The 20,759-nt window shown below is 72.4% G+C and carries 17 protein-coding genes; 8 read left to right on the top strand and 9 right to left on the bottom strand.

The window, feature by feature from the left end; genetic code table 11:
- Window positions 1-18 precede the first annotated feature (18 nt).
- Together AC0VX6_RS01535 and AC0VX6_RS01530 are read left to right on the top strand one after the other, a co-directional pair.
- Window positions 19-474 (top strand): hypothetical protein, encoded by a 456-nt coding sequence (locus AC0VX6_RS01535; protein ID WP_475467227.1) that lies wholly within the window; start codon window positions 19-21, stop codon window positions 472-474.
- Between the two features lie 216 nt (window positions 475-690).
- Entirely contained in the window at window positions 691-1,455 is a 765-nt protein-coding gene (locus tag AC0VX6_RS01530; RefSeq protein WP_475467225.1) for a hypothetical protein, read from the top strand.
- Window positions 1,456-1,464: 9 nt separating this feature from the next.
- Here AC0VX6_RS01530 and AC0VX6_RS01525 read toward each other — a convergent pair whose 3' ends face one another.
- The 5 genes from AC0VX6_RS01525 to AC0VX6_RS01505 all read right to left on the bottom strand — a co-directional run bounded on the left by AC0VX6_RS01525 (window position 1,465) and on the right by AC0VX6_RS01505 (window position 6,745).
- Window positions 1,465-2,697, bottom strand: coding sequence for a sensor histidine kinase (locus AC0VX6_RS01525; RefSeq protein ID WP_274975884.1), 1,233 nt, complete (start codon window positions 2,695-2,697; stop codon window positions 1,465-1,467).
- Between the two features lie 231 nt (window positions 2,698-2,928).
- Window positions 2,929-3,780, bottom strand: a complete 852-nt coding sequence (locus AC0VX6_RS01520; protein ID WP_274975883.1) for an ABC transporter permease — start codon at window positions 3,778-3,780, stop codon at window positions 2,929-2,931.
- 60 nt (window positions 3,781-3,840) lie between these two features.
- Entirely contained in the window at window positions 3,841-4,833 is a 993-nt protein-coding gene (locus tag AC0VX6_RS01515) for an ABC transporter ATP-binding protein (protein ID WP_274975882.1), read from the bottom strand.
- Window positions 4,834-5,010: 177 nt separating this feature from the next.
- Complete coding sequence (locus AC0VX6_RS01510) at window positions 5,011-5,775, bottom strand: DUF2470 domain-containing protein (RefSeq protein WP_475467223.1); 765 nt, start codon at window positions 5,773-5,775, stop codon at window positions 5,011-5,013.
- A 361-nt stretch (window positions 5,776-6,136) separates the two neighbouring features.
- Window positions 6,137-6,745 carry a TetR/AcrR family transcriptional regulator gene (locus AC0VX6_RS01505; protein ID WP_274975880.1) on the bottom strand — a complete coding sequence of 203 codons (609 nt, stop codon included), beginning with the start codon at window positions 6,743-6,745 and terminating at the stop codon, window positions 6,137-6,139.
- A gap of 73 nt (window positions 6,746-6,818) precedes the next feature.
- On the opposite strand from AC0VX6_RS01505, the gene AC0VX6_RS01500 reads away from it, so the two are divergent.
- Window positions 6,819-8,108: an alpha/beta hydrolase fold domain-containing protein gene (locus AC0VX6_RS01500; RefSeq protein WP_475467221.1), complete on the top strand. Its 1,290-nt coding sequence runs from the start codon at window positions 6,819-6,821 to the stop codon at window positions 8,106-8,108.
- A gap of 200 nt (window positions 8,109-8,308) precedes the next feature.
- Here the strand turns inward: AC0VX6_RS01500 and AC0VX6_RS01495 are convergent, their stop codons facing one another.
- Window positions 8,309-10,522 (bottom strand): (Fe-S)-binding protein, encoded by a 2,214-nt coding sequence (locus tag AC0VX6_RS01495; RefSeq protein ID WP_274975878.1) that lies wholly within the window; start codon window positions 10,520-10,522, stop codon window positions 8,309-8,311.
- Between the two features lie 763 nt (window positions 10,523-11,285).
- Entirely contained in the window at window positions 11,286-12,431 is a 1,146-nt protein-coding gene (locus tag AC0VX6_RS01490) for a polysaccharide lyase (protein ID WP_475467219.1), read from the bottom strand.
- 439 nt (window positions 12,432-12,870) lie between these two features.
- Here AC0VX6_RS01490 and dnaK point away from each other — a divergent pair, with 439 nt between their 5' ends.
- From dnaK to clpB, 5 genes are all read left to right on the top strand, one after another.
- Window positions 12,871-14,724 carry a molecular chaperone DnaK gene (gene dnaK / locus AC0VX6_RS01485; protein WP_212641841.1) on the top strand — a complete coding sequence of 618 codons (1,854 nt, stop codon included), beginning with the start codon at window positions 12,871-12,873 and terminating at the stop codon, window positions 14,722-14,724.
- Window positions 14,725-14,759: 35 nt separating this feature from the next.
- Window positions 14,760-15,512: a nucleotide exchange factor GrpE gene (gene grpE, locus AC0VX6_RS01480; protein ID WP_212641842.1), complete on the top strand. Its 753-nt coding sequence runs from the start codon at window positions 14,760-14,762 to the stop codon at window positions 15,510-15,512.
- Window positions 15,513-15,651: 139 nt separating this feature from the next.
- Complete coding sequence (gene dnaJ / locus AC0VX6_RS01475; protein ID WP_274975876.1) at window positions 15,652-16,815, top strand: molecular chaperone DnaJ; 1,164 nt, start codon at window positions 15,652-15,654, stop codon at window positions 16,813-16,815.
- Entirely contained in the window at window positions 16,812-17,297 is a 486-nt protein-coding gene (locus AC0VX6_RS01470) for a heat shock protein transcriptional repressor HspR (RefSeq protein WP_248773132.1), read from the top strand. The genes dnaJ and AC0VX6_RS01470 overlap by 4 nt, the downstream gene beginning before the upstream one ends.
- An 87-nt stretch (window positions 17,298-17,384) precedes the next feature.
- A complete protein-coding gene (clpB, locus tag AC0VX6_RS01465) occupies window positions 17,385-20,000 on the top strand; it encodes an ATP-dependent chaperone ClpB (protein ID WP_274975875.1) in 2,616 nt (871 codons plus the stop codon).
- Window positions 20,001-20,093: 93 nt separating this feature from the next.
- Here clpB and AC0VX6_RS01460 read toward each other — a convergent pair whose 3' ends face one another.
- Both AC0VX6_RS01460 and AC0VX6_RS01455 read right to left on the bottom strand, forming a co-directional pair.
- Complete coding sequence (locus AC0VX6_RS01460) at window positions 20,094-20,498, bottom strand: type II toxin-antitoxin system VapC family toxin (protein WP_475467217.1); 405 nt, start codon at window positions 20,496-20,498, stop codon at window positions 20,094-20,096.
- Entirely contained in the window at window positions 20,491-20,754 is a 264-nt protein-coding gene (locus AC0VX6_RS01455) for a type II toxin-antitoxin system Phd/YefM family antitoxin (RefSeq protein ID WP_248773129.1), read from the bottom strand. Before AC0VX6_RS01455 ends, AC0VX6_RS01460 begins: the two co-directional genes overlap by 8 nt.
- Between the last annotated feature and the right edge of the window lie 5 nt (window positions 20,755-20,759).

Raw genomic sequence — 20,759 nt, 5'->3', positions numbered from 1 at the left:
CCCAGGGGGTGAGCTCACGTGAACCACAGCCTCGACCTGCACGACCACCTCCACGACCACGTCGCGCTGGACGAGATCGAACTGTACGCCGAGGTGCTCATCGCGGTGGCCGACGCCGACCGCCCGCTCAGCCCCGAGGAGATCGACCGGGTGCTCGGGCTGTCCGGGGCGCCCGCGGCCCCCGCCGAACCGGCCCGTCCCGGCGGCCCCCTCCCCCGCGACGGGTCCGGCCCCGCCGACGGGACGGCACACGTCCGCGACCTGGCCCCCGAGCAGCCTCCCCCGGCGGTGGGCCCCGTGCCCGGCCACGTCGTCCGGCCGCGCGACGAGGCCCCCGGCACGCGGCGCTCGTGGTCCACCGATCCGCTCCCGGCCGAGTACCGGCTGCCGCCCACGGTGCTGCCCGCGCCCCGCGACGTGCCCGAGCCCCACATCCTGTGGTCCCCGCTGCCCCTCGCCCCCTGGCACGTCTGAGGCCGTCCCGCCCCTCCCCCGCCCACGGCCCGGAGTCCCCTCCGGCCGCCCGGAACGGCGGAGCCCGGCCGCACCGGCCGACCACGCCGTCCGACCAAGCTGTCCGGGGGCGGCCCGATCCGGCCACGGCGGTCCGTCTCCGCGCGCCCCGGTCTGGGTAGTGCTTCTGTGGGCCCCGGCCCCCGGGAACCCCCCAGCAGCACACAGGAGCCCCTGATGCCACCAGGACCGGAAAGGCCGGACCGCGGCGACCGACACCGCGTCGGTCCCCGCCCCCGCACCGACGGCCGCGAGCCGGACAACGCCCGTCGGGTCACCCTCACCATCGCCCTCGTCGTGACCTTCGCCTTCCTGCTGGCCACCGCGGCCGGACTCGGCTGGTTCCTCTCCGACGGCGGGCCGCTGTCCGGTTCGGCTCCGGAGTCGGCCGGGGAGAGCGGAGACGCGGCCGACGGCGGTGGCGCGGGGGAGGAAGAGAGCGGCACCGGGGGGACGGAGGACGCCCCGCGGGACCCGGCGGACGGCGGGGACACCGGCGCGGACTCCCCGGCCGGGTTGGCCTACGAACTCCCCGGTGGGGAGTGGAACAGGCTCGGCGGCGAGGAGGTCCCCTCGGAGTACACCTCCTACGCGGTCCTCGGTCCGGCCGGGGACCCGGACGCGGTCATCGTCACCGGCACCGAGGAACTCGGTTCGGTGGAGCCGATCGCGGTGGCCGGGGTGCGCCTGGCCGTGGACCTGGCGGCCGGCCTGGCCGCCGAGGGCGGCGTGTGGGCCGAGCCCTCCGGCCAGACCGACGTGGACGGGCTGCCCGCCTTCGGAGCGACCATGGGCAGCGACTCGGGGGACACCTACGGCCGCTTCGTGATCGTGGAGCTGAACGACGGCCGGGGCGCGTTCATGCTCGGGGTCAACACCGCGGGCGGGGACGGCGCCAGCGAGGACATCGACGCGGCCTTCGACTCGGTGGGCACGCGCTGAACCGGGACGTCAGAGCGGCAGGACCGCGCGGAGCAGGAAGCCCCCCTCCGGGGTGCGGGCCGCGGAGAGGGTGCCGCCGCCCATGGCGACCCGCTCGGACAGACCGGCGAGCCCGTTGCCCGACTCCCTCCCGTCCTGGCCGCCGCCCCGGGAGCGGTCGTTGAACACCTCGACCACGAGCGTCCGGGGGCCCACGGCGCTGTCGCGGGCGAGGGTGAAGCTGATCTGGCACTCGTTGGCGTCGCTGTGCCGCAGGACGTTCGTGCCGCCCTCGCGCACCACCCAGGCGGCGAGCGCGGCGGTCCGCGGCGGCAGGTCCAGCCCCTCCAGCCCGGTGGCGACCGTCCTGGTTCCCCCCGCGTCGAGCACCGCGCGGACGGCCTCCGTCTCGTCCGCCAGGTCGACCTCCCGGTAGCCGCTGACCGCCGACCTCACCTGCTGGAGCGCCTGTCTGGCGAGCACCTGCACCTCCGCCATCTCCGCGCCCGCCCGCCCGGGGTCCCGCTCCACGAGCCGTCCGGCCAGCTGGGCCTTGACCGCGAGCGCGGAGAGGCTGTGCCCGAGCAGGTCGTGCATGTCGCGGGCGAAGCGGAGCCGCTCCTCGCTCACCGCCAGCTGGGCGCGCGCCCGCTGTCCCGCGACGGCCTCGCGGCTGATGTCCCACAGCCAGATCATGGAGAGCGAGCCCCCGGCGAACATCAGTCCGCTGAAGACCATCAGCATCCACACCAGCAGGTAGAGGAGCGGCTGGAACTGCGTCTCGAACCCGTAGAACGGGACCACGAGCCAGGGCAGCGCCAGCAGGGCGGCGGTGACGTAGGCGCTGCGCCTGCGCGGGGCGAGGAAGACCCCGGTCCCCCACCACGCGGCCAGGAAGAACACGGTATTGATCGGCTCCTGGAGGCACAGGACGGCCACGGCGATCAGGCCGAGCGAGGTCCAGTAGGCGCGCGGGTCCGGATTCCGCCTGCCGTCCAGCCTGGCCCGGAGCATCACGATCAGCAGCACGGCGATCGGCACGGAGACGACCACCCCGGTCAGGGAGCGCCACAGGGGCCAGTCCGAGGCCGCGGCCGTGATGACGTCCACCAGGGGCATCCCCACGACGAGCAGCGAGGTGAAGCCCACCGAGACGATGACGATGCGCCGGGCGAAGCGGACCCTGCGGTCGCCCTCCCGGTCGGAGGCCGTGTACTCGGCGGAGGGCGCGTACTCGGCGGAGGCCGTGCCGTGGTCGCTCAACGTGACTCCTCGGTGTGCTGGACTCCGCCGGACAGCGGAAGAACGGCTCTGCGCGGGAGACCGCCGTCGTCCGTACGGGTCGCCGACAGTGTGCCACCTTCGCGCGGGGGCGTGTCGGGAGAGTCCGTCCGGACCCCGCCGAACGGTCGTCCACAGGCCCTTCCGGGCCCGTGCGGGAAAAGGCCGGGGCAGGCCGTCCGTCCCCGGCCTCCCCGGCGCCCCGCGCCCGCCCTACGGCTGGCGGGGGTCCCACCTGAAGTAGCGGCGCACCAGCAGAGCCAGCACCGCGATCCAGGCGAGCATGATCCCGATGGAGGGCAGGGCCGCGACCCACAGGGCGAGGTAGCCCTTCTCCTCCCCGTCCCCGAAGCCCCGGAAGGCGTCGTAGCCGGAGTAGGCGGTCTGCGCCATCTCCCCGGCGGGGACCGACGGGACGAAGCCGATGATCACGCGAGCGGTCTCCGGCAGGAACTCCAGCGGGATGAGACCGCCGCCCACGAACAGCAGGACCAGCATGGGCAGCATCGAGATCATCTGGGCGGACTCGGCGTTGCGGACGATCGGGGTGATGAGCAGCCCCATCAGGGAGAACATGACGGAGCTGAGGACGACCGCGACGGCGAGCATCAGCGGGTCCCGGGGGAGGCTGCCGAAGAAGACCAGGACCAGGGCGGCCACCACCACCGTGATCGCCAGGGAGAGGACCGCCACGGCTCCGATGACGCCGCCGAAGACCGCCAGCTGGGGCACCCCGCTGACCCGCAGCCGCTTGAGGACCAGGGACTCCCTCCGCGCGGTGAACACGTTGGAGGGGTGGCCGACGCCCAGGATGAGCCCGATGGACCCGATGGTGGCGACCATGGCCATCTGCCCCGTCCCGAAGCCGGGGACGACCTCGTCGTTGGGGAGGCTCGTGGTCATGAAGGCGAAGAAGAGCGGCAGGGCCAGGTACATCCAGGCGGTCTTGTACCGCGCGAACAGGGTGAACTCTGTCCGGGCCAGGCGGACGGCCTGCTTGGTCCAGCTGACGCCGGGCCGGACGCCGGTGGCGTCGGCGGCGGGGGCGGCGGTGTTCGCGGTCATCGCGGTGTCTCCTCGAAGGACTGTGCGGGGCAGGGGGGGCACGGAGCGCTGCGGCCCGTGTCAGACCAGGTCGGCGGCGCCGTCGGCGACCCGGAGGAACACGTCCTCCAGGGAGGCGCTGCGCACCTGGAGGCTGCGCAGGACGGTGCCGTTCTCCACGGCCCAGGACATGAGCGCGGCCACCGTGTGGTGCGCCCGCTCCTCGACGTTCCCCCGCGTGACCGTGTAGGTGGCCCACAGCGCCTGGCCGCGCGTCTCCACGGAGACGTCCGCGCCCTCGACGCGGGGCAGGTCGGCGGTTCGCACGTTCGGGGGCAGCACGAAGCTCACCCGGTCGCCCCAGCCCGCGAGGACCTCCTGGATCGTCCCCTCCACGCGGACCTCGCCGCGGTGCATGATCGCCAGCCGGTCGGCGAGCCGCTCGGCCTCCTCCAGGTAGTGGGTGGTGAGCAGGACCGCCACGCCCTCCCGCTTGAGGTCGTTGACGATGCGCCAGGTCTCGATGCGGCCCTCGGCGTCCATGCCGGTGGTGGGCTCGTCCAGGTACAGGACCTCGGGCCTGGTCAGCAGTGCCAGCGCCAGGTCCAGGCGGCGCTTCTGGCCTCCGGACAGCTGGCGGACCGCGACCCCGCGCTTGTCGGCGAGGCCGACCAGCTCCAGCGTCTCGTCCGTGTCCCTGGGCGTGGCGGCGAGGTCGCGGGCCAGGTGAAGGGTCTCGGCGACGCTCAGGTCCTCCAGCAGGCCGCTGCCCTGGAGGACGGCGTTGGTGCGCTCCCGGACTCCGGCGGGCTGGCCGTAGGGGTCGAGGCCGAAGACCCGGACACTGCCGGAGCTGGGGCGGCGGAAGCCCTCCATCGTCTCGATGGTGGTGGTCTTGCCCGCGCCGTTGGTCCCGAGGAGGGCGAACAGCTCGCCGGGGTGGATCTCGAAGGAGACCCCCTTGACCGCCTCGAAGTCGCCGTAGTGCTGGTGCAGGTCGCGGACGACCACCGCCGGGCCGGTGGCGTCCTGTCGGCCGGGGTCGGCGGCCGCGGTGCTCGCTGTCGTCGTCATGTCCCCAGGTTCCCGCGGAACGGCTCACGCGGAACAGACGCCGTTATCACCGGCCGCACGGGGGAACCTACCGGCGCGCGCACTGACAAATGTCATCGGGCCGGTGCGGCGGCCGCCCGTCCGCGGTCGTGGCGGCTCCTCCGGCCCCCTCGGCCGCGCCCGCCCTCCGGCGACCGCTCATCCCCGGTCGTAGCCCTGGGGGACGGGGTGCCCGGCCAGCCGGTGCACCTGGACGGCGACGTCGTCGGGGGTGCGCGCCGGGCGGGTGAAGGGCAGGTGCACGTCGTGGTACCCACGCACGGTCTCCACCCGCAGCCGCAGCCCGAGGCGGTCCACGCCCAGGGGCCGGGGTCTGCCTCCGCGCGCGGCGCCCGGAGCTGCGGCCAGCAGGTCGCCCACCAGGTCCGCGTGGTCCTCGTCGAGGTGGCGCAGCCAGGGCGCCTCCCACAGGCAGAACGGGTCGGGGCGCGCGGCGGCCAGTTCGGCCGGACCGAGCACGTGGGCCCCGTCATGGTCGGACTGGACCACCAGGGCGGTGCGCAGGACCACCATCGTCAGGCCGTGCCCGATCTCCAGCAGCCGGTCGTCGGTGGCGGCCTCGGGCAGCCGGGCTGCGCGGACGCGGGCGTGGGCGTGCTCCAGGGCCTCCACAGCGCCGCTCACCCACAGCACCGCCCGCACCCTGTCGCGCATCAGAACGGGTGACAGGTCGGTGAACTCCGCCATCACCACAGGGCCCCGGGGACGGGGGTCCGTGAGCGGGTGGCCGTCGGGCAGCAGGAGGCTCACGGCGCCGTCGGCGTGCACGTGGCAGGGGGCGCCCTCCAGGTGCACGGTCCCCGCCTCGCCGAGCCGGTCCGAGGCCGCCGCCACGGTCACCGGACCGCCCCGGGCCAGGGTGGAACGGGCGCGATCGGCGGGAGGGGGAACGGGGGCGTTCACGGGCGACCACCTCGAATAGAAGACAGTCAGGTAAGGCTAACCTAATCCTCTCTTCTCCGGAAGCCCCTCCCCCGCACCGCGCCCGCGGGGGCGGTGCGGTCACACGGAGGGAAGGGGGAAACGGCCGCAAGCGACCACGAGGCCGTCGCGGTGGCGCTGCCGACAGGGCCGCACCACGCACGGGAGGCGGCCGCAGGAGCCCCTACCTTCCCGGTGGACCCCCGCCCGGTGGCCCCGCCCCCGCGGGCCGTCCCGACTGGCGCCCGCGCCGACGGCGCGGACGGCCCCCGTACGGGACGCCTACCCGTGCGTGACCGCCGGGTCGGTGACCGGGGTGACGCCGGAGGGCAGCACAGGACCTCTACCCGCGCGTGACCGCCGCGACCGCCGCCTCCACCGCGGCGCGCTGGGCGTCCAGCGGGGCGCCCGGGGGCTGGCGTACGGCGCTGAGCCAGATCCCGTCCACGAGGACCAGCAGGAGTTCCACCAGGGCGTCCGGGTCCTGGCCGGGAGCCAGCTCCCCCCGCTCGTCCGCCCAGCCGACGGCGGCGCGCAGAGCCGCGCGGGCCCGGACGTCGAACCCGGCCAGCACCTCCGCGAACTCGGCGTCCACGGCCGCGCGGGCGTAGAACGCCGACCAGACGCGGGCCTCGGCCAGGCGCTCGTCGTCGGTCGGCAGCAGGTCGGTGAGCACCTGCCGCAGCCCCTCGGCGAAGGAGAGCAGACCCGGGCCGATCCGCACCCGGGCGAGCCGCGCGGAGACCGCGTCGACGACCTCGTGCATGGCGAAGAGGAGAAGCGCCTCCTTGGTCCCGAAGTCGCGCTGGACGGCTCCGACGGAGAGCCCGGCCTCGGCCGCCACGGTGCGGATGCTGACGCTCTCCAGGCCCTCGCGGGCGGCGATCCGGTGCAGGGCGGCGGCCACCTGTCGGCGGCGTCCGTCCTTGTCCACGTACCTGGGCACGGCCACATTCTGACACAGCCCGCGTTCTGATACGTTCGTATCGATACGGACGTATCGAATAGTTGTCGAAGGGGAGACCATGGACCGACGGAATCGCGCCGCCGCGGCAGTCCGCTGGCTGGCGACCGCCCTCGCGGGCACGGCCGCGCTTGTCGGGGCGGGCGCAGCCGCGCTCGTCCTGCTGCCGCCGCCCTCCTGGGACGCGTGGCAGTACGGACTGCTGGTACTGGAGTTCAGCCTGGTGTTCGCCGCCCTGGCCGTGGTCGGCCTGCTCCTGGCCCTGCTCGCGGCGGGGCGTCCGCGCTCCCGGCAAGGGGCCGGGCGGCGCCCGGGTGCGGGGGGCACGGGAACGGTGTGGCGTCGGCGCCTCGCCGCGGCGGCCGCCGCGGCCAACGGCGCGGTGCTGGTCGCCGCGCTCGTCCCGCCCGCGTCGATCTGGTCCACCGCCCGTGCGGAGGGCGTCCGGCTCGGCCTCGGAGAGTACGCCGCCGGACTCGCCACGAGCGCCGACCGCGCACCCGAGGCCCGCGTCTACCTGCGCACCGGCGAGTCGGCGGTCGGGGACGCCTCCGACCCGCAGGACCTGGAGCTGGACGTGTGGGAGCCCGCGGAGCGGGAGGAGGACGCCCCGCTGCCGATCGTGGTGAACGTCCACGGGGGTGCGGACGACCTGCCGCAGAGCCTCCTGCCCCGCTGGGACACGTGGCTGGCCGACAGCGGGCACGTGGTGTTCGACGTCGACTACCGCTACTTCCCGGACGGCGACTGGTCGGTACCGGTCTCCGACGTCAAGTGCGCGATCGGCTGGGCCCGCGAGCACGCCGCGGAGTACGGGGCCGACCCCAGCCGGGTCGCCGTCACCGGCCAGTCGGCGGGCGGCCTGCTCGCTCTCCTGGCCGGGTACAGCTCGGACGGGGAGATCCCGCCGAGCTGCGACGTGCCCGACACCGGCGTCGACGCGGTCGTGGCCTGGTACTCGGTGGCCGACGGGACCGCCGAGGCGCCCCGGGTGCCCTGGCGGCAGCGCAACTCCCCGATGGGCGGCGACCTCCTGGAGGAGAGCGAGCGCCTGATGGGCGGCTCCGTGGAGGAGCTGCCGGAGGAGTACGCGATGAGCTCGCCCATCACGTACGTCTCGCCGGAGGTTCCGCCCACGATGCTGATCACGCCCGGCCACGACCTGTTCGTGGACCCGGAGGACAACCGCCGCCTCGCCACCCGGCTCGACGCGGCCGGGGTCCCGCACCGGCACCTGGAGATCCCCTGGGCGGAGCACATGTTCGACCTCAACTGGGGAGGGTTGGCCAGCCAGGTCACCCGGCACGGTCTGGACGGGTTCCTCGGCGAACACCTCGCCGCCTCGCCCTGAGCGGTTCCCGGCCGGTGGAGGGCCCCGCCCCCGGCCGCGAGCGGTCCCGGCTCCGCCCTGCGAACGCCCCCGTACCCGTCCCCGCGTGCGGAGCCGTCCCGCCCCGGAGCACCGGTGAACGGCGCGGGGGCCGGGGCGCCGACGCATGGTCGGTTCCCCGGCCCCCGCACGGGTCCGGTGCCCTCGCCGGGGCCCTCGCGTCAGCCCTGGGCGTCGGCGGTCTCGGCCTCCTCCTTGGGGGCCTCGCCGCGGACCGAGCGCAGCAGCAGCTGGGAGACGTCCACGACCTCCAGCGTCTCCTTCGCCTCGCCCTGCGACTTCTTCTCGTTGATCGCGTCGCCGAGCATCACCTGGCAGAACGGGCACGCGGTGGAGACGGTGTCGGGGTTGGTGGTCAGCGCCTCGTCCACCCGCTCGGTGTTGATGCGCTTGCCGATCCGCTCCTCCATCCACATGCGGGCGCCGCCGGCGCCGCAGCAGAAGCCCCGCTCCTTGTGGCGGTGCATCTCCTGAGTCTTGACCCCCGGCACCTGCGCCATGATGTCGCGCGGCGGCGTGTACACCTTGTTGTGACGGCCCAGGAAGCAGGGGTCGTGGTAGGTGATGTTCTCCTCCACGGAGTTGACCGGCGTGAGCCTGCCCTCCTCCACGAGCTTGGCCAGCAGCTGGCTGTGGTGCACGACCTCGTAGGTGCCGCCGAGCTGCGGGTACTCGTTGGCGAGCGTGTTGAAGCAGTGCGGGCAGCTGGCCACGATCTTGGTGACACCGGCCTCGTTCAGCGTCTCCACGTTCTGCTGGGCGAGCATCTGGAAGACGTACTCCATGCCCAGGCGGCGCGCGGGGTCACCGGTGCAGGCCTCCATGCCGCCCAGCACGGCGAACTCGACGCCCGCCATGTCGAGCAGTTCGGCGATGGCCTTGGTGGTCTTCTTGGCGCGGTCCTCCAGGGCACCGGCGCAGCCGACCCAGAACAGGTACTCGGTGCCCTCGGGGAGCTTGTCCTCGACGACCTTGACCTCGACCGGGTTCTCCTCCCGGGAGGCCAGCTCCTCGATCCAGTCCATGCGCCGGTCCTCGGCCATGCCCCACGGGTTGGCCTTGTTCTCCAGGTTCTTGAGGAGCGTGTTGGCCTCGGACGGGAAGTTGGACTCGACCATCACCTGGTAGCGGCGCATGTCGAGGATGTGGTCGATGTGCTCGATGTCCACCGGGCACTGCTCGACGCAGGCGCCGCAGTTGGTGCAGGCCCACAGCTCGTCGGGGTGGATGACGCCGTTCTCCTCCTCGGTGCCGACCAGCGGCCGGTTGAGGAGGGCGAGGACGTCCACGCCCGCGTGGCTCTCGTCGGGCTTCTCGGCGAGGGTCTCCTCGGTGATGCCCTGGAGCAGGTACGGGGCCTTCTCGTAGGTGTGCTGCTGGAGGTCGAGGATGACCTTCTTGGGCGAGAGCGGCTTGCCGGTGTTCCAGGCGGGGCACTGGGACTGGCAGCGCCCGCACTCGGTGCAGGTGGTGAAGTCCAGGAGGCCCTTCCAGGTGAAGTCCTCCAACTTGCCCGCGCCGAACGGGTCCTCGTCGGGGTCGGCCTCCTCGAAGTCGAGGGGCTTGGTGCCGGACTTGTCCATCATCTGCTTGGCCGCGCCCAGGGACGGGGACCCGTCGGCGTTGCGCTTGAAGTAGATGTTGACCGGCGCGAGGAAGCGGTGCCAGCCGATGCCCATGGTGAGCACGCGGGCGATGACCACGAAGAACAGGTAGCTGATGATCAGCTTGAACGCGGCGACCAGCGCGATGGCGGGCTCGGCGATCGCGGGGTCGCCGGGCAGGATCGCGCCGAGGCCGGTGGAGATGGGCGTCGCCCAGGCCGGGAACGGGAAGTCGCCCATGGCCGACTTGAGACCGCGGATCACGAAGATCGAGATCAGCAGGCCCCACAGGTAGGCCTCGACGTAGTACGCGGTCCAGTGCCGGGAGTTGGTGAACCGGGACTGGCGGCCCAGGCGCCTGGGCCCGTTGAGCAGGCGGTAGACGGTCAGTCCGACGATGCCCACGAGGCTGGCGGCGGCGATGAACTCGATGGCCAGGCCGTAGAGGGCCCAGTCGTAGATGATCGGCAGCTTGAAGTGCGGGTCGAAGACCTCGCCCTGGGCCTCCACCACGGTGAAGACCAGCAGCGGGAACGAGACCATGACGAACCAGTGGGCGACACCGATCCAGGGCCGCTTGAGCATCCGCCCGTGCCCGAGGATCTCGATGAGCGCCATGGTGAACCGCTGTCCGAACGGCCCCTTGCGCTCCGGCTCCACCGAGCGGCCCACACCCACGGTTCGCACGATCTGGCGGATACCCAGAGCGAACATGGTGAACGCGACCACGGCGAAGACCGAGGTGATGATGCCCAGTGTCAGGTACAGCATCGTCCGTGGCCTCCCATCCTGCTTCGTCGTCCGGTGCGCCACACACCGGGGGTCGAACTATATGTTACTAGCGAGTAATGCCGCGGTCGCCACCGGATGCCCGACCGCTCGTGGGACGGACGCCCCGCCGCCGTCGCCGCGGGCCGCCGGGTCGCGGAACCCGGTCGGCGCGCCCGCGCCGGTGCCGTCCGGCGCTGGCGCCGGTACCGGTGTGACAGGACCGCGCGGGTGTGCCCGAACAGGTCCCGGGCGCACCGCACGTCCTATATGTAGCGGACGGCGGACGCGGGACGACTCGACGGGGGTATCGGTGACTTCACCGTCTCTCCCCTATTACCAGGTTGCTGCATCGCCGGGAGTGGAACAACCACGGATCCGCGGCTGTGGACAACCTCCGGGGGTCCTCCGGCGGGGTCGTGCTCGGAACCGTCGCCGGGACCGTTCCCGGGCGCCCTCCCCGGCACCGCCTCCGAGGTCCGCGCCCGAGGATCCGGGCACGGGTGCCGTGCCGGAGGGCCGGGCACGGGGGCCGTGCCGGGAGTCGAGTGCGGGTCCGCCCTCGCGAGCGGTGCGGCGCGCGGGCACGGCGAAGCCCGGGACGCCCTGGGACCCCCCGTCTTCCAGTCTCGCGAAGGGACACGGCCCCCGGCAACGCCCGCCCCTCGCCTGTGGACGACTCCCCGAGCGGGGTCCGTGCGGCGCGACGCGCGGGGTCCGTCCCGGACGGACCCCGGCGGAGCGGTTCGGGTGAGGCGGTCGGGGGTCAGGCGCAGCCGCCGAGCTCGCAGATGTCGGCGCGCGAGGTGGAGACCTTCAGGTCGTCGTACCAGACGTAGCTGTCGTGGGCCGGGGCGAAGCCCTCGGTGGAACCGCCGAAGAAGGACGAGAGGTAGGCCTTGTCCACCAGGTCGTCGTCGGTCACCAGGCGCAGGCCGGTGACCAGCGCGGCGGGCTCGCCGTTGTAGAAGACCTCGATCTCCCCGTCGGGCTCGGCCCGGCCGTCGGTGACCGTGTTGACGCGGACCCGCTGGGCGATGTGCACCCACTCGCCCCGGGGGAGGTGGACGACGGACCCGTCCGCGACGAGGGGCTCGGAGTCGCCGAACTCGCCCGCCTTGTCCATGTGGTAGTAGTACAGCTCCGCCTTGCCGTCGCGGCGCCAGACCACGCGCGAGGTGTAGCCGTTCTCACCGGTGCACACGTCCCCGCCCGAGCAGCCCGCGCCCCCGGCCAGCCCGAAGCCCAGCTTCCCGCCGAACGAGGTGGTCCCCCAGCTGAAGTCCTCGCCCAGGCGCGCCCAGAAGGACAGGTAGTACTCGCGCGCCGGGGAGAGCTGGAACGGCGCCAGCCCGCCGGACTCCTGCGCGCCGATCTTCCCCTCGGGGTAGAGCACGCGCAGCGACTGCCCGCCCCCGTGGGCGGGCACGGAGTCGTCGATGACGGCGCGCTCCTCCAGGCCCCTGGCGCTGGAGGCGTACCAGCCGTCCTCCTCCCACTCGTCGAGGGTGTAGGCGGTGCCCGCGGCCGGGCGCTCGAAGGTGTTGTGCCGGTACGTGGACGAGAAGGCGTCCCCGGCGTCTCCCCCGGACGCGGGGCCGTCCCCGTTGGTCCCGGCGGCGCCCTCCCCGGATCCGGTTCCATCCCCGGCGGGCCCAGAGCCCTCGGCCCCGGCCCCCTCCCCGGCGGTCGCGTCAGCGCCCCCGGCGGGCACGGCGGCCTCCCCCGGCGGCACCGCGACGTCACCGCTGGACGGCGGAGCCTCCGCGGCGGGGGTCCGGACCTCTCCGGCGGGTGCGGTGGTGTCCCCGGTCAGCCGCGGGTCGTCCTGGGCGGACGCGGGGGCGGCGCCCAGCGCGGGCAGCAGCACCGCGGCGGCGAGCGCGGAGGCGAGCAGGGCCTTGGGCGTCACGGGCGTCTCCGTTTCAGGGGTACGGCGGTCGCCGCCCGGCGGCACCGGCGCGTCGGCACCAGCGCGTCGGCGGCAGGGCCATCGTCGGCCGCCGGACGCCGGTGCCCGGCGCCGCGACACGGGCCTTTCCCTCCGCTTGACCTGAAGGCGCCCCTCCGGTGACCGCTCCTTCCGGGGCCGCCCGTGGCCGCGCCCCCGAAGCCACCCCAGGGGAACCCCGACCCTCCCTGATCTTGCGGGTCAAGGTTCTCCCCGACTTGTCCCGGGGTTCGCCCATATCCCCGATCGGAGTGCCCAGGTCGGGAACATCCCGGTCCGGCCGCCCGTTGTCAGGACGTAGGAACCAACTTGAGTCGGGTCAACTCAACTGACTTGACAGCCCTCAACCGACGAAGCAAAATTACGTCTGAACGACTCAACTTTGACGGAGGAAGCAACCATGGCACGTGCGGTCGGAATCGACCTCGGTACGACGAACTCGTGTGTCGCGGTCCTGGAGGGCGGCGAGCCCACGGTCATCGCCAACGCCGAGGGCGCCCGTACCACCCCGTCCGTCGTCGCCTTCGCCAAGAACGGTGAGGTGCTCGTCGGCGAGGTCGCCAAACGCCAGGCGGTCACCAACGTCGACCGCACCATCCGCTCGGTCAAGCGCCACATCGGCACCGACTGGACGGTGAAGATCGACGACAAGACCTTCAACCCCCAGCAGATCAGCGCCTTCGTGCTCCAGAAGCTCAAGCGCGACGCCGAGGCCTACCTGGGCGAGGACGTGACCGACGCGGTCATCACCGTCCCGGCCTACTTCAGCGACTCCCAGCGCCAGGCCACCAAGGAGGCCGGCACCATCGCGGGCCTCAACGTCCTGCGCATCATCAACGAGCCGACCTCGGCCGCGCTGGCCTACCACCTGGAGAAGGAGGACGAGGCCACCATCCTGGTCTACGACCTCGGTGGCGGCACCTTCGACGTCTCCCTCCTGGAGGTCGGCGACGGCGTCGTGGAGGTCAAGGCGACCAACGGCGACAACCACCTGGGCGGCGACGACTGGGACCAGGCCATCGTCGACTGGCTGGTCGAGCGCTTCAAGAACTCCAACGGCGTGGACCTGTCCAAGGACAAGATGGCCCTCCAGCGCCTGCGCGAGGCCGCGGAGAAGACCAAGATCGAGCTGTCCAGCTCCAGCGAGTCGGCGATCAACCTGCCCTACATCACGGCCTCGGCCGAGGGCCCGCTGCACCTGGACGAGAAGCTCTCCCGCGCCGAGTTCCAGCGCCTGACCGCCGACCTGGTCGAGCGGACCAAGACCCCGTTCCAGCAGGTCCTCAAGGACGCCGGGATCAGCCTGGACCAGATCCACCACGTGGTCATGGTCGGCGGCTCCACCCGTATGCCCGCCATCGTGGACCTGGTCAAGGAGATGACCGGCAAGGACCCCAACAAGGGCGTCAACCCGGACGAGGTCGTGGCCATCGGCGCCTCGCTCCAGGCCGGTGTGCTCAAGGGCGAGGTCAAGGACGTCCTGCTGCTGGACGTCACCCCGCTGTCGCTGGGCATCGAGACCAAGGGCGGCGTGTTCACCAAGCTCATCGAGCGCAACACGACCATCCCGACCAAGCGCTCCGAGATCTTCACGACGGCCGACGACAACCAGCCGTCCGTGCAGATCCAGGTGTACCAGGGTGAGCGCGACATCGCCCAGTACAACAAGAAGCTGGGCGTCTTCGACCTGACCGGTCTGCCCCCGGCGCCGCGCGGCGTCCCGCAGATCGAGGTCGCCTTCGACATCGACGCCAACGGCATCGTCAGCGTCACCGCGAAGGACCTGGGCACCGGCAAGGAGCAGTCCGTCACCATCTCCGGCGGCTCCGCGATGTCCAAGGACGACATCGACAAGATGGTCCGCGAGGCCGAGCAGTACGCGGAGGAGGACCGCAAGCGCCGCGAGGAGGCCGAGGTCCGCAACAACGCCGAGTCCCTCGTCTACCAGACCGAGAAGGTCATCAAGGACAACGAGGACAAGGTCCCGGCGGACGTGCGCTCCGAGACCGAGGCCGCCGTCGCCGAGCTGAAGACCGCGCTGGAGGGCTCCGACGTGGAGGCCATCCGCACCGCGAGCGAGAAGGTCGCGCTGGCCAGCCAGAAGATCGGCTCCGCCATCTACAGCCAGGGCCAGCAGGGCGCCGAGGGCGATGCCGCCCAGGGTGCCCAGGGCTCCGCCGACGACGCCGACGTCGTGGACGCCGAGATCGTCGACGAGGACAACAAGGGCACCCAGGGCAACCAGCAGTCCTGATCCCGGTTCGAGTCGAGGAAGGAGGCGTGTCTCAGATGGCACCGTCGGAGAACACCAACGGCACCGGCGACGGTGAGGAGCGCCAGGGGCCGGTGATCCGGGACAACCGCCGGATCGACCCGGAGACCGGGCAGGTCCGCAACCCCGAGGCCGAGGGCGACGCGACCGAGGAGATCCCCGAGGTCGCCGAGGAGGAGGTCGTCGAGGCCGACCTGGAGGACGTCGAGGTCCCCGACACCCCCGAGTCGGTGGTGTCGGAGGCGATCAACGCGGACGAGCGGGTCGTCGAGCTCACCAACGACGTCAAGCGGGTGCAGGCGGAGTACGCCAACTACCGCAAGCGCGTGGACCGCGACCGCGTGGCCGTCCGTGAGATGGCCACCGCCCAGGTCCTCGGCGAACTGCTGCCGATCCTGGACGACGTCGGCCGGGCCCGTGAGCACGACGAGCTCAACGGCGGGTTCAAGGCGGTGGGCGAGGCCCTGGAGGCCGTGGTCACCAAGCTGGGCCTGGAGCGGTACGCGGAGAAGGACGACGAGTTCGACCCCAACATCCACGAGGCGCTCACCCTGGTCCCCGTGCCGGGCATCTCGGTCCAGACCGTGATCGAGGTGTTCCAGCCCGGGTACCGCATCGGTGAGCGGGTCCTGCGCCCGGCCCGCGTGGTCGTCGGCGATCCCGCCGACGGCGGCGAGGAGGCCGCGTCCGGCTCCGCCGCCGAGGGCGACGGCCCCGGCGGGGAGTCCCCGGCCGCGGACGGCGCCGACGGCGGGGAAGACGACAGGTAACGGGTCCGCCCGTTGATCCTCCGGCCGCGGCCCCGCGTGAGCGGCGGCCGCGGCCGGAGCCGGACCCCGGCCCGACGCGGTGCGGGGTCACATGGAAGCATCGGACGCAACCGGCACCAGCGGGGGAAGGCACCAGTCGATGAGCACCAAGGACTACCTGGAGAAGGACTACTACAAGGTCCTGGGAGTCTCAAAGACCGCCTCGAAGGACGAGATCAAGCAGTCCTACCGCAAGCTGGCCAGGGAGAACCACCCGGACGCGAACGCCGACGACCCCGGCGCGGCCGACCGCTTCAAGGAGATCTCCGAGGCCTACAACGTCCTGTCGGACGAGAAGCGCCGCAAGGAGTACGACAACGCGCGGTCGCTGTTCGGCGGCTCCTACCGCCCCGGCGGCGGAACCGGTCCCGGCGGGTTCGACATGGGCGACCTGTTCGGCCAGGGCACCGGCGGGACGGGTACCGCGGGCGGCGGCGAGCGGCTGAGCGACCTCTTCGGCGGGCTGTTCGGCGGCCGCGGGCGCGGGGGAACCACCCGCAGCAGACGCGGCGCCGACGTCGAGACCGAGACGACACTGACCTTCCGCGAGGCGGCCGAAGGGGCCACGCGCTCCTTCCAGCTGGCCAGCGAGGCGGCCTGTCCCACCTGTAAGGGCACCGGCGCCAAGTCGGGCACCGCCCCGCGGATGTGCCCCAAGTGCTCCGGCACCGGGCACGAGAACACCAACCTGGGCGGCTTCTCGCTGTCCGAGCCGTGCAGCGAGTGCAAGGGCCGCGGCCTGGTCGTGGACGACCCCTGCCCCACGTGCAGCGGCAGCGGGCGCGGCAAGAGCACCCGCACCGTCCAGACCCGCATCCCCGGCGGCGTGACCGACGGGCAGCGGATCAGGATCAAGGGCAAGGGCGCGCCGGGCGAGAACGGCGGCCCGACGGGTGACCTCTACGTCGTCGTCCACGTGAAGGAGCACCCGGTGTTCGGCAGGAGCGGCGACAACGTGACGATCACCGTCCCGGTGACCTTCCCCGAGGCGGCGCTGGGCGCGGACGTGCGAATCCCCACCCTCAACGGCTTCCCGGTGACCGTGAAGGTCCCGCCGGGCACGCAGAACGGGCACAAGCTGCGGGTGCGCGGCAAGGGCGCGAACCGCAAGGACGGCACCACCGGCGACATGCTCGTCACGATCGAGGTGGCGGTACCGAGGACTCTCAACGGGGACGCACGCGAGGCTCTGGAGAAGTTCCGCGCCGCGACCTCCGACTACGACCCGCGCGACGGACTCGAAACGCGGGCGAAGGGTGCGTGAACGACGTGAACGACTCCTTCGGCGCTGACGCTCCGGTCTACGTGATCTCGGTCGCCGCGGAGCTCGCGGGGATGCACCCGCAGACCCTGCGCCAGTACGACCGACTGGGGATCGTCTCGCCGGGCCGCGCGTCCGGCCGGGGGCGCCGCTACTCCATGCGCGACGTGCAGACGCTGCGCCAGGTGCAGCGGCTGTCCCAGGAGGAGGGCATCAACCTCGCCGGGATCAAGCGGATCCTGGAACTGGAACACGAGGTCGAGCAGCTGCGGGAGCAGGTGTTCCACCTGGCCAACGAGCTGGAGGCGGCCCGCCGGGCGGTGGCCCGCCGGGGCCGCCCGGCCGACGGCGGCACGGGGGTGCGCGGCGAACTGGTGCGCCGCACCCGCGTGACGATCTTCAACACCGCCGAGCCCAGGAACGACGACGAGGAGCGGGGCAGGGGCCGCGGCGCCCCGGGCCGCACCGACGACGAGCAGGACTGACGGAACTCCGCCACGGCGACACGGGGGCGCGGTCGGCCGTCGGACATCACCCCCCCGTGACACGAAACGTGAAAGGAGTCACCGCGCATGAACTACAAGCTCACCAAGAAGAGCCAGGAGGCCCTGTCGGTGGCGATCCGCCGGGCCACCACGGACGGCAGTCCGCAGACGGAACCCGTGCACCTGCTGGCGGCCCTGCTGGACCAGGCGGAGGGCATCACCCGCCCGCTGCTCAAGGAGGTCGGGGCCAACCCGGACGCGCTCCGGGACAGGGTCGAGGCGGCCGTCGGCGCGCTGCCCAAGGCGGCCGGTTCCACGGTCAGCTCGCCCAGCTCCTCGCGCCAGCTGATCGTCTCCATCAACACCGCGGCCCAGCGCGCGCAGCAGATGGAGGACGAGTACGTCTCCACCGAACACCTGCTGGTGGGGCTGGCCGCGGACGGCGGCGAGGCGTCGAAGCTGCTCACCGAGGCCGGTGCCACCCCCGACGCGCTCCTGGAGGGGTTCGAGCGGGTGCGCGGCTCGGGCAAGGTGACCTCGGAGAACCCGGAGGACACCTACCAGGCCCTGGAGAAGTACGGGGTGGACCTGACCGAGCGGGCACGCGAGGGCAAGGTGGACCCGGTGATCGGCCGCGACGGCGAGATCCGGCGGGTCATCCAGGTGCTCAGCCGCCGCACAAAGAACAACCCCGTGCTCATCGGCGAGCCGGGCGTGGGCAAGACCGCGGTCGTGGAGGGCCTGGCCCAGCGGATCGTGGCCGGTGACGTGCCGCAGTCCCTGGTGGGCAAGCGGCTGGTGAGCCTGGACCTGTCCGCGATGGTGGCGGGCGCCAAGTACCGGGGCGAGTTCGAGGAGCGGCTCAAGGCGGTGCTCTCGGAGATCAAGGAGTCCGAGGGCCAGGTCATCACGTTCATCGACGAGCTGCACACCATGGTGGGCGCCGGCGCCGCCGAGGGCGCCATGGACGCGGGCAACATGCTCAAGCCCATGCTGGCGCGCGGCGAGCTGCGCATGGTGGGCGCGACCACCCTGGACGAGTACCGGGAGAAGATCGAGAAGGACCCCGCCCTGGAGCGGCGCTTCCAGCAGGTCATGGTGGGCGAGCCCTCGGCCGCGGACACGATCGCGATCCTGCGCGGGCTCAAGGGCCGCTACGAGGCGCACCACAAGGTGCAGATCGCCGACTCGGCCCTGGTGGCCGCCGCGACCCTGTCCGACCGCTACATCACCGCGCGGTTCCTGCCGGACAAGGCGATCGACCTCATCGACGAGGCGGCGTCCAGGCTGCGCATGGAGATCGACTCCAGCCCGGTGGAGATCGACGAGCTCCAGCGCACCGTCGACCGCCTGAAGATGGAGGAGATGGCGCTCGACAAGGAGTCGGACCCGGCCAGCCGTCAGCGGCTGGAGCGGCTGCGCGCGGACCTGGCCGACCGGCAGGAGCAGCTCAACGGGCTCGTGGCCCGCTGGGAGCAGGAGAAGGCCGGTCTCAACCGGGTCGGTGAACTCAAGGGGCAGCTCGACGACCTGCGCACGCGGGCCGAGCTGGCCCAGCGCGAGGGCGACTTCGGCGAGGCCTCCCGGCTGATGTACGGGGACATCCCGCAGTTGGAGAAGCAGGTCGAGGAGGCCAGCCGGGACGAGGAGAGGGCGGCCAGCCGGGGCGACGCCACCATGGTCAAGGAGGAGGTGGGCGCCGACGAGGTCGCCGACGTGGTGTCGGCGTGGACCGGCATCCCCGTGGGGCGCCTGATGGAGGGCGAGACCTCCAAGCTGCTGCGCATGGAGGACGAGCTGGGCAGGCGCCTCATCGGGCAGAAGGACGCCGTGGCCGCGGTGTCGGACGCGGTGCGGCGGGCGCGGGCGGGCATCTCCGACCCGGACCGGCCGACGGGGTCGTTCCTGTTCCTGGGCCCCACGGGCGTGGGCAAGACCGAGCTGGCCAAGGCGCTGGCGGAGTTCCTCTTCGACGACGAGCGCGCGATCGTGCGGATCGACATGAGCGAGTACTCCGAGAAGCACTCGGTGTCGCGGCTGGTGGGCGCTCCCCCCGGTTACGTGGGGTACGAGGAGGGCGGCCAGCTGACCGAGGCCGTGCGCCGCCGCCCGTACACGGTGGTGCTGCTGGACGAGGTGGAGAAGGCGCACCTGGAGGTGTTCGACACCCTGCTCCAGGTGCTGGACGACGGCCGCCTGACCGACGGCCAGGGCCGTCAGGTGGACTTCCGCAACACCATCCTGATCCTCACCTCCAACCTGGGGTCGCAGTTCCTGGTGGACCAGTCGCTGGAGGAGTCGGTGCGCCGCGACCGCGTGCTCGACGTGGTGCGCGCGACGTTCAAGCCGGAGTTCCTCAACCGGCTGGACGACGTGATCATGTTCGACGCGCTGTCCACCGAGGACCTGACGCGGATCGTGGACCTGCAGGTGGACAAGCTGGCCAGGCGGCTTGCGGACCGGCGGCTGGGGCTTGAGGTGTCGGCGGGCGCCCGCGAGTGGCTGGCGCTGACCGGCTACGACCCCAACTACGGCGCGCGTCCGCTGCGCCGACTGGTGCAGTCCTCGATCGGCGACCCGCTGGCGCGCGAGCTGCTGTCGGGCGACCTGGCCGAGGGCGCCACCGTGGTGGTGGACGTGGACGAGGGCGCGGACAGGCTCCGGGTGACCTCGCACGGCGCGGAGGAGGCGCCGGTGGCCTGAGCCGGGCGCCGGGTCGTACACGGAGAAGCAGCGCGAAGGGCCGTCTCCAGGGGAGGCGGCCCTTCGCCGTGTCCGCGGCCGGCCGGTCGGCTCTCAGACCGGAATGACCCGTACGACGCTGTCGAGGCCGACGAAGTCGTCGGCGTTGCGGGTGTACAGGGGCAGCCCGTGCAGCGAAGCCACGGCGGCGATCATCAGGTCCAGACGGCGCGGCTTCGGATCGCGGTTCGCCGCGAGAGTGAGGGCGACCAGCGTTCCGTAGCGGGCCGCGGCCTCGCCATCGAACGGCAGGGGAGAGAAATCCACCACCGCGGCCTGAAGCTTCTCCGTACGTTGGGCCCGGGCCACCGGATCCTTCGCCATAGCCACGCCTTGGTTGAGCTCAGCCATCGTGATGGAGGTGATGTCGGGAAACCTGGGAAGTCCGACCGGATTGATCTCGCCGAGATCGATGAAGACGCACGTGTCGAGGACGCCTCGGTCAGGCCGATCAGCCACGTTCGTCGTCCCCGATCCGGTCCTCTCCACCGAAGAACTCGTCGGCTTCCTCGCGCATCTGCGTGTAGTCCACTCGGGGGAGTCTGCGGTGACGCTCCACGAGCTCCTCCGCGCTGAGGCGCCGATGGCGTACGACAGGACTGACCCGCGCCACCTCGACCCCGTTGCGGGTCACGTGGAAGCTCTCGCCCGCCTCCACCTGGTCCATGACGGAGGCCGCGTTGTTACGGAACTCGCGCTGGGTGATGGTCTTCATACCCC

Source organism: Nocardiopsis sp. iso_25, assembly GCF_056173305.1.
The sequence above is the reverse complement of the archived record's forward strand: the minus strand, read 5'-3'. Positions and strand labels throughout refer to the sequence as shown.